At 73.1% G+C, this 15,019-nt stretch carries 10 protein-coding genes and 1 pseudogene; 2 read left to right on the top strand and 9 right to left on the bottom strand.

The genetic code is table 11. The features are described 5' to 3' along the window. Positions 1–95: 95 nt before the first annotated feature. Together ABZ920_RS15210 and ABZ920_RS15205 are read right to left on the bottom strand one after the other, a co-directional pair. On the bottom strand, positions 96–3,551 hold the full coding sequence (locus tag ABZ920_RS15210; RefSeq protein WP_361503841.1) for an ATP-dependent DNA helicase: 3,456 nt from the start codon (positions 3,549–3,551) through the stop codon (positions 96–98). A gap of 290 nt (positions 3,552–3,841) precedes the next feature. Continuing rightward, on the bottom strand, positions 3,842–4,252 hold the full coding sequence (locus ABZ920_RS15205; RefSeq protein ID WP_361503838.1) for an MGMT family protein: 411 nt from the start codon (positions 4,250–4,252) through the stop codon (positions 3,842–3,844). 188 nt (positions 4,253–4,440) lie between these two features. Between ABZ920_RS15205 and ABZ920_RS15200 the strand changes: the two genes are divergently transcribed. Together ABZ920_RS15200 and ABZ920_RS15195 are read left to right on the top strand one after the other, a co-directional pair. After that, complete coding sequence (locus ABZ920_RS15200; protein ID WP_361503835.1) at positions 4,441–7,488, top strand: lysylphosphatidylglycerol synthase domain-containing protein; 3,048 nt, start codon at positions 4,441–4,443, stop codon at positions 7,486–7,488. 77 nt (positions 7,489–7,565) lie between these two features. Continuing rightward, a complete protein-coding gene (locus ABZ920_RS15195; protein WP_361503832.1) occupies positions 7,566–9,107 on the top strand; it encodes an alpha/beta hydrolase in 1,542 nt (513 codons plus the stop codon). Between the two features lie 6 nt (positions 9,108–9,113). On the opposite strand, the gene ABZ920_RS15190 is transcribed toward ABZ920_RS15195, so the two are convergent. From ABZ920_RS15190 to ABZ920_RS15160, 7 genes and pseudogenes are all read right to left on the bottom strand, one after another. After that, the gene (locus ABZ920_RS15190; protein WP_361503829.1) at positions 9,114–9,314 is read right to left on the bottom strand and encodes a hypothetical protein; all 201 of its coding nucleotides are present in this window, start codon (positions 9,312–9,314) and stop codon (positions 9,114–9,116) included. A 289-nt stretch (positions 9,315–9,603) separates the two neighbouring features. Then, a pseudogene (locus tag ABZ920_RS15185) lies at positions 9,604–9,890 on the bottom strand (tyrosine-type recombinase/integrase); the annotation flags it as partial. Positions 9,891–10,046: 156 nt separating this feature from the next. Continuing rightward, a complete protein-coding gene (locus ABZ920_RS15180) occupies positions 10,047–10,514 on the bottom strand; it encodes a type II toxin-antitoxin system VapC family toxin (RefSeq protein WP_361503827.1) in 468 nt (155 codons plus the stop codon). After that, positions 10,504–10,773 carry a prevent-host-death protein gene (locus ABZ920_RS15175; RefSeq protein WP_361503824.1) on the bottom strand — a complete coding sequence of 90 codons (270 nt, stop codon included), beginning with the start codon at positions 10,771–10,773 and terminating at the stop codon, positions 10,504–10,506. The genes ABZ920_RS15180 and ABZ920_RS15175 overlap by 11 nt, the downstream gene beginning before the upstream one ends. Positions 10,774–11,594: 821 nt before the next feature. Then, on the bottom strand, positions 11,595–12,773 hold the full coding sequence (moeZ, locus tag ABZ920_RS15170) for an adenylyltransferase/sulfurtransferase MoeZ (protein WP_361503821.1): 1,179 nt from the start codon (positions 12,771–12,773) through the stop codon (positions 11,595–11,597). 63 nt (positions 12,774–12,836) lie between these two features. Beyond that, on the bottom strand, positions 12,837–13,586 hold the full coding sequence (locus tag ABZ920_RS15165; protein ID WP_361503818.1) for a spherulation-specific family 4 protein: 750 nt from the start codon (positions 13,584–13,586) through the stop codon (positions 12,837–12,839). Further along, a complete protein-coding gene (locus ABZ920_RS15160; RefSeq protein ID WP_361503815.1) occupies positions 13,574–14,536 on the bottom strand; it encodes an NAD-dependent epimerase/dehydratase family protein in 963 nt (320 codons plus the stop codon). Before ABZ920_RS15160 ends, ABZ920_RS15165 begins: the two co-directional genes overlap by 13 nt. Positions 14,537–15,019 lie beyond the last annotated feature (483 nt).

Here is a 15,019-nt window from a genome sequence, read left to right as displayed (position 1 = left end):
TCGAGCGGCCGACCCGGACCTGTGGCGCGTCTCGCCGCCCCGCCCGCGCCCGGAACCCGCACCCGGACCGCGCGCAGGGGTCCGCTCCGCGCCGGTCACTCCACCACGTGCCGCCCCTCCGGACGCGCGCTGCAGGACGCCCGGAAGGAGCAGTGGGCGCAGTGCTGCCCGGCCGTCGGTGCGAACCGTTCGTCGAGCACCTTCCCGGCGGCGGTGGCCAGCAGCTCGCCGACCCACTCCCCCGACGGCGGCTCCTGGGCCTGCACCTTGGGCAGGGCCTCCCCGCCGTCCCGTTTCGCGGCGCCCTGGCGCAGCTGGACCAGCTCGGCGCCGCCCAGTTCGGGCCGGTTCCCGTCGAACAGCTCGTCGACTGCGCCCTCGCGGACGGCGAGCTGGTAGACGGCGAGCTGCGGGTGTCGGGCGACCTCGGCGGACGTGGGCGCCTGCTTGCCGGTCTTGAAGTCGACGACGTAGGCGCGGCCCTCGCCGTCGGCCTCCACCCGGTCCATGGACCCGCGGACGCGCACCCGGTACTCGCCCGCCATCAGGGTCACGTCGAAGTCGTGCTCGCCGGCCACCGGGGTACGGCCCGTGCGCTCCAGCACGTGCCACTTCAGGAAGCGCTCCAGGGCGACGCGCGCGTTCTCCTTCTCCTGCGCCGACTTCCACGGCGCGTCGAAGGCGAGCGCGTTCCACACCGTCTCCAGGCGCTCCATGAGGACGGCGAGGTCGGCGGGGGTGCGTCCGGAGGCGACCTCGTCGGCGAGGACGTGCACCACGTTGCCGAAGCCCTGCGCGGCGGTCGCGGGCGCGTCGGCCTTGACCTCACGGCCGAGGAACCACTGCAGGGAGCAGGTGTTCGCGAGCTGGTCCAGGGCGCTCCCGGACAGCACCACGGGCTGGTCGCGGTCGCGCAGCGGCACCTTGCTCTCGGTCGGCTCCTCCAGGCCCCACCAGCGGTAGGGGTGCGCGGCCGGCACCAGTGGACGGCCGTCCTCGTCGGCGAGCGCCGCCAGCCGGGCCAGCCGGTGGGCGGCGGCCTGCCGCAGGGTGTCCGACACGCGCGGGTCGACCGTCGTGGCGCGCAGCTCGGCGACCAGCGCCGCCACGGACAGGGGACGGCGCGGACGGCCCGTGACGTCCTTGGGTTCGACGCCGAGTTCGGTGAGGAAGCGCGAGGGCTGGTCGCCGTCGTCCGCGGGGGCCTTCACCGCGGTGACGACGAGGCGTTCCCGTGCGCGGGTGGCGGCCACGTAGAACAGGCGGCGCTCCTCGGCCAGCAGCGCCCCGGGCGTGAGCGGCGCGGCGAGCCCGTCCCGGCCGATGCGGTCGGCCTCCAGCAGCGAGCCGCGGCGCCGCAGGTCCGGCCACAGGCCCTCCTGGACGCCGGCCACGACCACCAGCCGCCACTCCAGGCCCTTGGAGCGGTGCGCGGTCATCAGGCGCACGGCGTCCGGGCGTATCGCCCGCCGGGTGAGCGTGTCGGCCGCGATGTCCTCGGCCTCGATCTCCTCCAGGAAGTTCAGCGCGCCCCGGCCGCCGGTGCGCTCCTCCGCGCGGGCCGCGGTCGCGAACAGCGCGCACACGGCGTCCAGGTCCCGGTCGGCGTTGCGGCCGGCCGCGCCGCCGCGCCGGGCCGCCCGCTCCAGGCGGGTGGGCCACGGCGTCCCCTCCCACAGGTCCCACAGCGCCTCCTCCGCCGTGCCACCGCCCGCCAGGCGCTCCCTGGCCTTGCGGAGCAGCGCGCCGAGGCGCTGGGCGCCCCGCGCGTACGTGGGGTCGTGCGCGACGAGCCGTTCCGGTTCGGCGAGCGCCCGCGCGAGCAGGTCGTCCGAGGGGGGCGGCAGCGGATTGCCCGCGGCCCGCTCCTCGTCGCGCAGGGCGCGCCCGAGCCGGCGCAGGTCGGCGGCGTCCATGCCGGCGAGGGGCGAGGCGAGGAGGGTGAGGGCGGTCTCGGTGTCGAGCCAGCAGGCGTCCTGTTCCGGCTCCCCGGACGTGTCCTGCTCCGCCCGGGTGTCCGGCCGGCCGGACGGGTCCTGCTCCCCGGGGCCGGGAGGCCGCTCCGTTGCGTCACGATCCGCCCTGGAACGATCCGTTCCGGAACGATTTGTTCCGGAACGATCCGCTTCCGCACGACCCGCGTCGGGACGCCGGGCCGCCTCCGCCGTGGCGACGGCGCGCAGCGCCGTCAGCAGGGGTGCCACCGCCGGTTCGCGCCGCAGCGGCAGGTCGTCGCCGTCCACGTCCACGGGCACCCCCGCGGCCGTCAGGGCGCGCCGCACCGCCGGGAGGGTGCGGGCGCCGGCCCGTACCAGGACGGCCATCTCACGCCAGGGGACGCCGTCCTCCAGGTGGGCGCGGCGCAGGATGTCGGCGATGTTGTCCAGCTCCGTGCCCGGCGTCGGGTACGTGTGGACCTCGACGCGGCCGCCGTCCCGGGCCGGTGCGAGGTCGCGGTGGGCGCGCACCTTCTCGGCCGGCAGCCGGGTCAGCGGCATGCGCCGGGTCAGCAGCCGTGTGGCGGCCAGGAGCGCGGCGCCGGAGCGCCGGGAGGTGCGCAGGACCTGCACGGGCGCGGGGCGGCCGTCCGCGCGGGCGAAGGTCTGCGGGAACTCCAGGATGCCGTTCACGTCCGCGCCCCGGAAGGCGTAGATCGACTGGTCCGGGTCGCCGAACGCGAGCAGGGTGCGGCCACCGCCGGCCAGGGCGTGCAGCAGGCGCACCTGGGCCGGGTCGGTGTCCTGGTACTCGTCGACGTAGACGGCGTCGTACCGGGCGGCGAGCGCCTCGGCGACGCCGGGGCGGCGGGCGAGGAGCACGGCGCGGTGGACGAGCTCCGCGTAGTCGAGCACGCCCTGGAGGTCGAGGACGTCGAGGTACTCGGCCAGGAAGGCCGCCGCGGCCTGCCAGTCGGGGCGGCCGATGCGGCGGGCGAAGGCCTCCAGGGCACGCGGGCCCAGCCCGAGCTCACGGCTGCGGGCGAGGACCGCGCGGACCTCGTCGGCGAACCCGCGGGTGGTCAGGCAGGCGCGCAGCTCGTCGGGCCAGCGCACGTGCGCCAGGCCGAGCTTCTCCAGGTCGAGCTGGCCGGCGAGCAGCTCCCGGACGGTCACGTCCTGCTCGGGGCCGGACAGCAGCCGCATCGGCTCCACGAACAGGTCGCTGTCCTGGTGGGCGCGGACCAGGGCGTAGCAGAACGAGTGGAAGGTGGTCGCCCGGGGGGCGCGGGCCGCTCCGACGCGCAGGGCCATGCGGTCGCGGAGCTCGACGGCCGCCTTGCGGCTGAACGTCAGGACGAGGATGCGCTCGGGGTCGCCGCCGCGTTCCAGCCGCGCGGCCACGGACTCGACGAGGGTGGTGGTCTTGCCCGTGCCCGGCCCCGCGAGGACGAGCAGCGGGCCGGCCTCGTGGTCAACCACGGCGCGCTGTACGGCGTCCAGACGGGGGGGACCCGGCCGGGCCGGCGGAGTACGCACCAGCCGGTAGGCGCCACGGTTCCCCTGGCGCGCCCGGGGGTGCGTCAGGTGCCTGGTGGAGGAAGAGGAGCTCACGTGGTTCGCCGGTCCTGGTGGGTGTGCTGGGGTGTGTCGCTCGCACGGCGCGGCGGCGCCGCGCGGCCGGACGGCCGCGGGTGGCGGGTGGTGACCGCGGGGTGAGGGGGACACGCGCAGCCGACGCTACGCCGCGGCCCGGTGCGGAAGCAGGGCTTCCCCTCCTTCGCTCCCGGCGCTGCCGTCCCGTGCGTCCCCCCACGCACGAACGTACGGCATGCGCCGGGCGTGCCCCGGTTCGCCCGTACGGGGCAAGGGCTCCCCGGCGGCCGCTCCGATGGCGGAAGCTGTCAGGTGTGACCTGCCGCACGTGCGCCGCCGTCCCACCGGGCCCGCCTCATGTCGATGCGCGGCACGTGGCCGTCGGCCGTTCTGCCCGCCTCCCTCAGGGGCGTGCCCTCCGCGCGGTAGTGGCCGAGCGCGCGCAGCTCGTGTCCCGGGAGCAGCACCCCGTCGGCGCGCACCACGCGCCACCAGGGGACGGCACCGCCGTACAGGGCCATGACCCGGCCGACCTGGCGGGGGCCGCCCTCCTCGAGCCATTCGGCGACGTCCCCGTACGTCATGACACGCCCCGGCGGAATCAGCTCGGCGACCTCCAGGACCCGCTCGGCGTACGCGGGCAGCGTGTCCGCGGGCTCGCCGCGCACGTCGTGCGGACGTTCCGGACGGACCTCGTCCGGGAGGCTCTCGTGACTCATCCGTCCCATCCTGCCCCACCCCACCGACAACGCGGCGCCCGCGGGACCGCGCGCGGCCCTCGCCCGGCGGCGGCGCTTCGGGCAGACTGTGCGCTTCCCCGCATGTGCACCCTGATGCCCGCGTGTGCCGGTGGGGCATGCCACCATCGTGCGGGCGGTGACCGGTGATACGAGACCAAGAAGAGATCATGAAGCAGCAGGGTGTGCACCCCGACGACGCGGAGGGCACCTCTGGGGTCTCGTCACGCCCTGACACCGCCGGCACGGCCGGGCCGGACGGCGATGAGGCGCCCATCGGGGCGGACGCGCGGGCCGCGCGTGAGGACGGCGGCGAGGCGGACGGGACGCCCGCCGAGGGCGCCGCCGCCGCGGACACGGACGGGGAGCCGTCCGAAGCCGGCACCGGCGCGGACGGGCAGCCGGCCCGAGCCGCCACCGGCACACCCCGGAACCCGGCCCGGGCCGTCACCGGCGTGGACCCGGAGCCCGCCGAGACCGCGACGGGCTCCGACCGGAAGCCCGGCCGGGCCGGCACGGGCCCGGCCCCGGAGCCCACCCGGGCCGCCGCCGGCGCGGACGGGAAACCGGCCCGGGCCGCCGCCGCGGACCGCAAGCCCGCCGACGGGGCCGATGTCGCGCACATCGACGAGGTGGAGGGCGACGAACCGCTGCTCCCCGCACGCGTGCACCGTCCCTCCGACCTCATGCGGCTGCTGGTCTCCGTGTTCGCCATCGTGGTGCTCCTGGCGATCGCCGCGTTCGCGCACGGCACCACCTCGGGCCTCGAACAGGACATCAACAAGGGCACCGGGCAGGCACCCGACCTGCTCATCAAGATCGCCGGGCTGGCGTCCAGCATCGCGATCCTGCTCGTCCCGGTGGCCTTCGCGATCGAACGGCTGATCAAACGGGACGGGCTGCGCATCGCCGACGGCGTGCTCGCGGCCGTCCTCGCGCACGGGGTGACCCTCGCCACCGACCTGTGGGTCGCCAAGGCCGCCCCGGACTCGATCCAGGAGGCGCTGACCCAGCCCTCCCCCGGCGACATCCACGCCCTGACCGACCCGGTGCACGGCTACCTCGCCCCGGTCATCGCGTACATGACGGCCGTCGGCATGTCCCGCAGACCGCGCTGGCGCGCGGTGCTGTACATCGTGCTGGCGCTCGACGCCTTCTCGATGCTCGTCACCGGCTACACGACCCCCTTCTCGATCGTCCTGACGCTGCTGATCGGCTGGTCGGTCGCCTACGGCACGCTGTACGCGGTCGGCTCGCCCAACGTCCGTCCCACCGGGCGCACGCTGATGGCGGGCCTGCGCACCGTCGGGTTCCGCCCGGTGACCGCCTCCCGGGAGGACGCGGCGGAGACGGCGGACGCCGGCGACCGCGGACGGCGCTACTTCGTCACGCTGGATGACGGTCCGCCGCTGGACGTCACGGTGGTCGACCGGGAGCAGCAGGCCCAGGGCTTCTTCTACCGCCTGTGGCGCAACATCACGCTGCGCGGCTTCGCCACCCGCAGCAGTCTGCAGTCGCTGCGCCAGGCTTTGGAGCAGGAGGCGCTGCTCGCCTACGCGGCCATCGCGGCCGGCGCCAACGCGCCCAAGCTGATCGCGACCTCCGAGCTCGGCCCCGACGCCGTGATGCTGGTCTACGAGCACACCGGCGGCCGCACCCTCGACTCGCTGGCGGACGAGGAGATCACCGACGAGCTGCTGCACCACACGTGGCAGCAGGTGCAGGCCCTGCAGTCGCGCCGCATCGCGCACCGCAGGCTGGCCGGCGACGCCATCCTGGTGGACCGTTCGGGCCGGGTGATCCTCACCGACCTGCGCGGCGGCGAGATCGCGGCGGGTGACCTGCTGCTGCGCATGGACGTCGCCCAGCTGGTGACGACGCTGGGGCTGCGGGTGGGCGCCGAGCGTGCCGTCGCCTCGGCGGTCGGCGTGCTGGGCCCCGACGCCGTCGCCGACTGCCTGCCGATGCTGCAGCCCATCGCGCTGACGCGCTCCACGCGCGCGACGCTGCGCAGACTGGCCCGGGAGCGGGCGAACCGGGAGCGGGAGGCGGTGCTGGAGGCGTCCCGTCAGGCCAAGCAGGCCCGCCTGGAGGCGGCCACCGCCGAGGCCGGGCCCGTCGCTCTGGAGAAGCCCGACAAGAAGACCGTGCGCGCGGAGGCGCGGGCGGAGAAGCGGGCCATCGACGAGGCGCTGGAGGAGGCCCGCGAGGAGGACCTGCTCACGCAGATCCGCCACCAGGTCCTCCTGATCCGGCCGCAGGCGCCGGTCGAGCCCGCCCGGCTGGAGCGGATCCGGCCCCGCACGCTGATCAGTTTCATCGCGGGCGCCATCGGCGCGTACTACCTGCTGACGCAGCTCACCCACATCCAGTTCGGCACCCTGTTCGCCCACGCGCAGTGGGGCTGGCTCGCGGCGGCGGCGCTGTTCTCCGCGCTGAGCTACGTCGCGGCGGCGATGGCGCTGCTGGGGTTCGTGCCGGAGCGGGTGCCGTTCCTGCGGACCGTCGCCGCACAGGTGGCCGGGTCGTTCGTGAAGATCGTGGCGCCGGCCGCCGTCGGCGGCGTGGCCCTGAACACCCGCTTCCTCCAGCGCGCGGGCGTGCGCCCCGGGCTCGCGGTGGCGAGCGTCGGCGCCTCGCAGCTGTTCGGACTCGGCTGCCACATCCTGATGCTGCTGTCCTTCGGCTATCTGACGGGCACCGAGAAGACGCCGTCGCTGTCGCCGTCCCGGACGGTCATCGCAGGTCTGCTGACGGTCGCCGTGCTCGTGCTCGTGGTCACGTCGGTGCCGTTCCTGCGGAAGTTCGTCGTGACCCGCGTGCGGTCGCTCTTCGCGGGTGTCGTGCCGCGCATGCTCGACGTGCTGCAGCGGCCGCAGAAGCTGGTCACCGGCATCGGCGGCATGCTCCTGCTGACCGCCTGCTTCGTGATGTGCCTGGACGCGTCGATCCGGGCGTTCGGCGACGACTCGACCTCGATCAGCATCGCCAGTGTCGCCGTGGTCTTCCTGGCCGGCAACGCCCTCGGTTCCGCCGCCCCGACGCCGGGCGGCGTCGGGGCGGTCGAGGCGACCCTCACGGTCGGCCTGATCGCCGTGGGACTGCCCAAGGAGGTGGCCGCGCCCGCGGTGCTGATGTTCCGGCTGCTGACCCTGTGGCTGCCCGTGCTGCCGGGCTGGCTCGCCTTCAACCACCTCACGCGCAAGGGCGCCCTGTAGGCGGCCGCGGCCGCCGCGCATGCCCCGGACGGCGTACGTCCCGCGCGGGGTGCCACCCGGGGCGTGAGGATGGACGCATGCAGAACGCCCGCGGGCTGCGCGCCGCCGCCCTGACCGCCACCGCCGTCCTGCTGTCCTCCCTGCTGGCGGGCTGCGGCGGCGACAGCGAGGCCGAGGACCTGACCGTCCAGAAGCTGAACTGGGCGGAGTGCCCGGCCCCGTCCGAGGCGGAGGGCGGCGGTCCGGCCCCGTCACCGCTGCCGAACGGCGGCACGTGGCAGTGCGCCACGATGCGGGCGCCCCTGGACTGGGCGAAGCCCGACGGCGACACGATCGGGATCGCCCTGATCAGGGCGACGGCGAGCGGCCCGGGCGCGCGCATCGGCTCGCTGGTGTTCAACTTCGGCGGCCCGGGCGGCTCCGGCGTGACCACGCTGCCCGCCTTCGCCGGGGACTACGCGGCGCTGCGCACGCGCTACGACCTGGTGAGCTTCGACCCTCGTGGCGTCGGCCGCAGCGCGCCGGTGACGTGCGAGAGCGACGCCCAGCTCGACCGGTACTTCCAGCAGGACTCGACGCCCGACAACGCCGCCGAGCGCACCGCGTACCTGAACAACACCAAACAGTTCAACGCCGCGTGCGAGAAGAACTCCAAGAAGGTCCTGGGGCACGTGCGCACCACCGACGCGGCCCGGGACATGGACCTCATGCGCCAGGTCCTCGGCGACGCCAAGCTGCACTACTTCGGCATCTCCTACGGCACCGAACTGGGCGGCGTCTACGCCCACCTGTTCCCGCGCAACGTGGGGCGGGCCGTGTTCGACGCGGTCGTCGACCCCACGCAGAACCCCGAGCAGGGCTCGCTCGGCCAGGCCGAGGGATTCCAGCTCGCGCTCGACAACTTCGCGCAGGACTGCACCTCGCAGGTCTCCGAGTGCCCGATCGGCGACACCCCGCAGGACGTCAAGAACCGCATCGCCAAGCTGCTCGCCGACCTGGACGGCAAGCCGATCCCGGGCGTCCCGCCGCGTCGGCTGACCCAGACCGCCGCGACCAGCGGCATCGCGCAGGCCCTGTACTCCGAGGACTTCTGGGAGTACCTGACCGAGGGGCTGGAACAGGCCTACGCGGGCGACGGCCGGATACTGATGACGCTGTCCGACGCGATGAACGGCCGCAACGAGAACGGCGAGTACAGCAACCTCGCCGCCGCGAACGCCGCCATCAACTGCTCCGACGACAGGCCCCGGTACTCGCCCGCCTACGTGGAGGGGAAGCTGCCCGCGTTCCGCACCGCCTCCCCGCTGTTCGGCGACTTCCTGGCCTGGTCCCTGCTCAGCTGCACCGACTGGGCCGTGCCCGGCGCGGCCGACCATCCCGACGTGAGCGCGCCGGGCGCGGCGCCGATCCTGGTCGTGGGCAACACCGGCGACCCGGCCACACCGTACGAGGGCGCGCAGAAGATGGTGAACGCCCTGGGCAAGGGCGTCGGGGTCGAACTGACCTACCGGGGGCAGGGGCACGGCGCCTACGACAGCAGGAACCGGTGCGTGCAGGGCGCGGTGAACGGCTACCTGCTCGACGGACGGCTCCCGGCGGCCGGCACGGTCTGCTCCTGACCCGGTTCACCACCCGTGGGACCGGTCCCGGTCATGACCGAGAAGTCTCCGGATCAGCAGGTACGCGCCCATGCCGATGAGGGTCATCCCCATGAGGACCAGAATCGCCCCGACGGCGATCAGGAACATCCCGACGAGGATCACCAGCGCCCCGATGAGGACCAGGAGCGTCCCGATGATGAGGAGAAGGATCGCGAGGACGGTCACAGTCGTCTCCTGTACTCCCTCCCGCTCCGACTCCTTCCCCACTGCGCTGCAAACACTCCGCGGAACGAGGGGCTACAAGCCCCGGCTGCGCCTGCCGGGCAACGGCAGAAGCCCACGGCTCCGAACTGGTCGGAGCCGTGGGCTTCGTCAGCCTCGCTGGTGGGCGAGACCCTTGATCAGTAGACGGGCGAGTCAGGCGATGTAAGGCGTGGCCTGCTGGTTCCCCGCATGATCGCCCCTCCTGGGCCGTCGTGGGGCCGTCATCGGTGTCCGGGCCGTCCGCGAAGGCACGGTTCACTGCCTCTCGGGTCCGCTTCTCGCTGCTCGGCATCAGGTGCGTGTACGTCCGGAGCGTGAAGCCGGGATCGTGGTGCCCAAATACTCGGACAGGGCCTTGATGCTCTCGCCCGCGTCCAGGAGGACGGAGGCGTAGAAGTGCCTCAGCGCGTGCATTCCGCTCGCCCGACCGAGAGGGACGCCCGCCGCATCGAGAGCCGGGCGCCAGGCCTGGCGGTTGAAATCGTTGCGGTTGATCGGGCGGCCCTGGTCCCTGTGAAAGATCAGTGATGCAGTCACCGGTGCTCCGCCAGCCCAAGCGAGCCACGCACCATGAAGTCAGCCCACAATTGCATGAGCTCGCCGGCGTCCTCGATACGCAGGGCCACCAGGCCGAGGCTGCTGCGTGATCACATCCGTGCCCCGGTGCGCTCCCACCACACCAGTGCCCTGCTGTCAGCCTTCTTGGGGCACCCTCGGGCGCGTGACCGGCACGACGGTAAGGAGGTCGTCCAGCCCTTTGAAGTCGTCGGGGTTAGTGGTGAAGAGGGGAAGGTTCTCAGCCACGGCGATGGCAGCGATCATCAGGTCGGCCACCCGGCGGCGTGGCTTGCGGCCGGCGCTGATCACTGCAGCACAGATACGGCCGTAGATCCGGGCCGCTTCGGCATCGAAGGGGATGGGATCGAACTCGTTCTCGGCGCGTTGCAGGACGTCGAGCCTGCGGGCGCGTTCGGCGTGTTCGTCGTAGCTGCTCTGTTCGTCGTTACGACGGACCTCGTGCGGACCGGCGGACAACTCGGCCAGGGTGATGGCGGTGATCGCCATTTCGTCCGGTAGCTCCTCGGGTGCCACCCAGCGGCGCAGAATCATGATGTTGGTGTCGAGGAGGCCCTGCTGAGGCGTCGAGCGGTCAGCGCTCATAGGGATCGTCCGAGTAGGTGTCGGCCGTGGCGTCCTGATCGGCGCGGAACCTGTCAAGGTCGATGCCGGGGGCGGTCCTGGACATAGCGGCGAACTCCTGGCGGGAGACGAACCGGCGGCGTCGACGCAGCGGGACGAGCTGGCCGATCGGATGTCCATCGCGAGTGACGGTGAACGACTGACCGCCCTGTATGGCATCCATGATCTCTCGGGACCGGCTGCGTAGATCCCGTTGGGTGATTTCGGGCTGAACGCTCATACCAACCAATGTAGCACCAGGTGCTACTGGGTGACACATGACGGCCGAAGACTTACGACGACAGACGTTCGGTCGGAGCGGCCGGGTATGGCCTTCGCTGATCGATCCGGCTGGAGCTACGGATGAGAAGGCATCTGACATCCACAGCTGACATCAACGACGTCGGACGGGGGCACACGCCGGCGACTCCCGCCGGCCGTCGCGCCGGTTGACGACAGCAGTCGGACCGCGCTCGGACCGAACTCCTAAAGCGGTGCTCACCCCCAGCCAGTTCAGAACGAGGAAGAGAAGCCGGCGGACTGGTCGAGGTGAAACGGTGAGCCCGCATGAGTGGGGACCCAACCCTGTAGTAGGGCGACCTGGATAGCGTCGGCAACATCGGAGGGCAGTACCGGATTGCCCGAGCGTCCAATCCAGTTGCCGGTGTGAGGCTGGTTCGTGGTGACGACGAGAGTCGTCCCAGGATGATCCGCATGCTCCACGGCGTAAGCACACGGCGACCAGCAGAGGGCCTGGCTGTAGGTGGGCCTGCGACGCAGCCGCCAGCGGTAGATCGCGCCGTCGACGACTATGCGCCGCGCTCCCTTACGGCCCAGTGCCATGTCTGCCCCCTCGATGCCGGGATGCTAGCGGACCCAGCCCACAGCGGCGGCCCGGATGCTAGCGGACCCAGCCCACAGCGGCGGCCCGGTGCGATGTCCGGGCCGTCCCTGGGCCGTACGATGTCACCCGACGTCGACCGACAACGACAGAAGCCCACAGCATCTGAACTGGTCAGAGCCGTGGGCTTCTTCAGTCCCGCTGGTGGGCGAGACCCTTGATCAGTAGACGGGCTTGTGCGGTTCGATCTGGTTGACCCAGCCGATCACGCCGCCGCCGACGTGGACCGCGTCCGCGAAGCCCGCGGACTTCAGGACGGCGAGGACTTCCGCACTGCGGACACCCGTCTTGCAATGCAGGACGATCTTCTTGTCCTGCGGCAGGCCCTCCAGGGCGGTGCCCATCAGGAACTCGTTCTTCGGGACCAGCCGGGCGCCCGGGATCGAGACGATCTCGTACTCGTTGGGCTCGCGCACATCGATGATCTCGATGTTCTCGCCGTCGTCGATCCACTCCTTGAGCTGCTTGGGAGTGATCGTCGAGTCGGCGGCGGCCGCCTGGGCCTCCTCGGACACGGCGCCGCAGAAGGCCTCGTAGTCGATGAGCTCGGTGACGGTCGGGTTCTCGCCGCAGACCGCGCAGTTCGGGTCCTTGCGGACCTTGACCTGGCGGTACTGCATCTCCAGGGCGTCGTAGATCATCAGGCGGCCGACCAGCGGCTCACCGATGCCGGCCAGGAGCTTGATCGCCTCGTTGACCTGGATGGAGCCGATGGACGCGCACAGCACGCCCAGGACGCCGCCCTCGGCGCAGGAGGGAACCATGCCGGGGGGCGGGGGCTCCGGGTAGAGGCAGCGGTAGCAGGGCCCGTGCTCGGACCAGAAGACGGACGCCTGACCGTCGAAGCGGTAGATCGAACCCCACACGTACGGCTTGTTCAGCAGCACGCACGCGTCGTTGACCAGGTAACGGGTGGCGAAGTTGTCCGTGCCGTCGATGATCAGGTCGTACTGGCTGAAGATGTCCATCACGTTGTCGGCCTCGAGCCGCTCCTCGTGAAGGACCACGTTCACGTACGGGTTGATGCCCTTGACGGTGTCACGCGCGGACTCGGCCTTCGAGCGGCCGATGTCGGACTGGCTGTGGATGATCTGACGCTGCAGGTTCGACTCGTCGACCTCGTCGAACTCCACGATGCCGAGCGTGCCCACGCCCGCCGCCGCCAGGTACATCAGGGCGGGCGAGCCCAGGCCGCCGGCGCCGACACACAGCACCTTGGCGTTCTTCAGCCGCTTCTGCCCGTCCATCCCCACGTCCGGGATGATCAGGTGGCGGGAGTACCTGCGAACCTCGTCTACGGTGAGCTCGGGAGCGGGCTCGACCAGGGGTGGCAACGACACGGGGACTCCGTTGGTCGGTCGATCACTATGGTTGTACTTCCCGTAACACTGCCACGGCCTTCTTCATTCCGAGACACCTGTTCCGAGACGCGAGACGATGTCGTCCCAGTAGCCGGGCAGGGACTCCCAGGGGTCGGCGCGGCCGCCGCGGTCCGTGCGGTCGGTGAACCAGATGGTCGCCGCGCCCTGCCAGCGGGCGATGCGCAGGGCCTCGTCGAGATGCCCGCGCGGGACGCCGTGCACCAAGTGGCAGAACCGCTCCGGGGGATGGTCGGCGGTCCACTCCGCGACCTGCGACCAGCGGTAGTCGCTCCAGGGCCCGGAGAAGGTCACCAACTGGTCGCCGACCGCGGCGTAGTCCGGGTGCGGGTGGGTGCCGTGGCCGAGGACGATGTGGGCTCCCTCACGCAGGGCGCGGAGCGCCCCGGCCAGGCGGCGGACCGCCGGCAGGGCGGCACGGTCGGCCGGGCAGCGGTCCAGCAGGAAGCCGTCGGTGCGGTACCACTCGGCGTACCGGTGCGCGTCGGCGGCCAGGTCGGCGAGGGTCCGCAGACCGTACGCGGCGTCGAGGTGGCCGAGCACCCGCACGCCCCCGTTGCGCAGGCGCCCGGCCGCGTCCAGGCAGTGCGGGTCGGGGCGGACGCCGGGACCGTCGGCGACGTTCAGGACCACCCAGTGCAGTGGCCTGCCCGGCCGGGTGAGCTCCGTCCACTCGGCCGGGGCGAGCAGGGGGTGCGCGCAGCCGGGCACACCGAACCCGGTGCGGACCTCGGTGCTCGCCCTGCCCGCCGGGGTGCTGGTCAGATACGGCATGCCGCCTCCATCCAGATGTCGGCGAGGGACTCCTCCAGGCTGATCCGGGGGCGCCAGCCCAGCCGGTCGCGAGCGGTGCGCACGTCGGCCTGCTGCCAGCTGCCGCAGCCGTCGGGGTACGGGTACGGGACCGGCGCCGGGTGGTCCGGCTCGCTGCGGGGGTGGCCGATGGTGGGCCTGAGGTGGCCGCCGGGCGGACCGTCCAGTTCGTTCAGGGCGCCGCCGTACCCGGCCACCCGGGCGAGGACGGCGGCGGCGTCCCGCAGCCGTACGGCGCGGCCGGAGCCGATGTTGATGACGCCCTGCGCCGCCGACAGGGAGGCGGCGTGGACGGCGCGGGCCACGTCGCGGACGTCGACGAAGTCGCGCTGGGCGCCCAGGCCGCCGAGTTTGAGTTCCCCGTCGCCGGACTGCATGGCGCGGCGCATCGCCTCGGCGAGCCGGCCGAGCGGGGAGCCGGCCGGGGTGCCCGGCCCGGCGGGCGAGAAGACGCGGAGCACGACGGCGTCGAGTCCGGAGCCGAGGACCAGCTCGGTGGCGGCGAGCTTGCTGACGCCGTAGGGCCCGCCGGGGCGGGGCACGGCGTCCTCGGCGGTGCACGAGCCCGGCTGGCTCGGGCCGTACTCGGCGCTGCAGCCGATCTGCACCAGGCGGGCACCGCAGCCGCTGCGCCGCAGGGCCTCGCAGACGGTCGCGACGGCGACGGTGTTGTGCCGGGTGAGTTCGCGGGCGCCGCCCCGGGTGGCGCCGGCGCAGTTGATGACGACGCCGGGGTGAACCGCGTCGAGGAAGCGGGTCAGCGCGCCGGGGCTGCCGGTCGCGAGGTCGAAGCGGACGTCCGCGTCGTCGCCGCGGCCGAGGGCGGTGAGCTGGACGGCCGGGTCGGCGAGCAGGCGGTCGGCGACGAAACGGCCGAGGTACCCGTTGGCTCCGATCAGCAGGACTCTCATCGGCCGGCTCCCGGGGTGTGCGCTCCGGTGGCTGCGGATGCTCCGGATCGGGAGGTGGTCATCTGGCGTTCTCCTTCAGGGGATGGTGCGCGGGAGGGTGCCCGGGCTCGGGGTGGCGATCGGGGGGTCGAACGGAGTCGGCGGCCGCGTCGCGGGCAGCGCCCGGTGCCGTCGGCCGCGCCGGGCCGCCCCGGCGTGCGGCCCGGGCCGACGAGGGGGCGCCCCGCCCGCCCGGCGTTCCGCACCGGACGGGCGTATGCGCGGGAGCAAGGGCACTGGGCACCGCGCCCGCCGGCGTTCCGCACCGGACCGGCCTACGCGCCGCGACCTGGACACCCGGCACCGCGCCCGCCGGCATTCCGTACCGGACCGGCCTACGCGCCGCGACCTGGACGCCCGACACCGCGCCCGCCGGCATTCCGTACCGGACCGGCGTGCGCGCGGGCGCAAGGGCACTGGGCGGCGCGCCCGCCGGCATTCCGT

The organism is Streptomyces sp. NPDC046831 (assembly GCF_040645305.1).
GTDB lineage: Bacteria > Actinomycetota > Actinomycetes > Streptomycetales > Streptomycetaceae > Streptomyces.
This window is presented reverse-complemented; position numbering and strand designations above follow the sequence as displayed.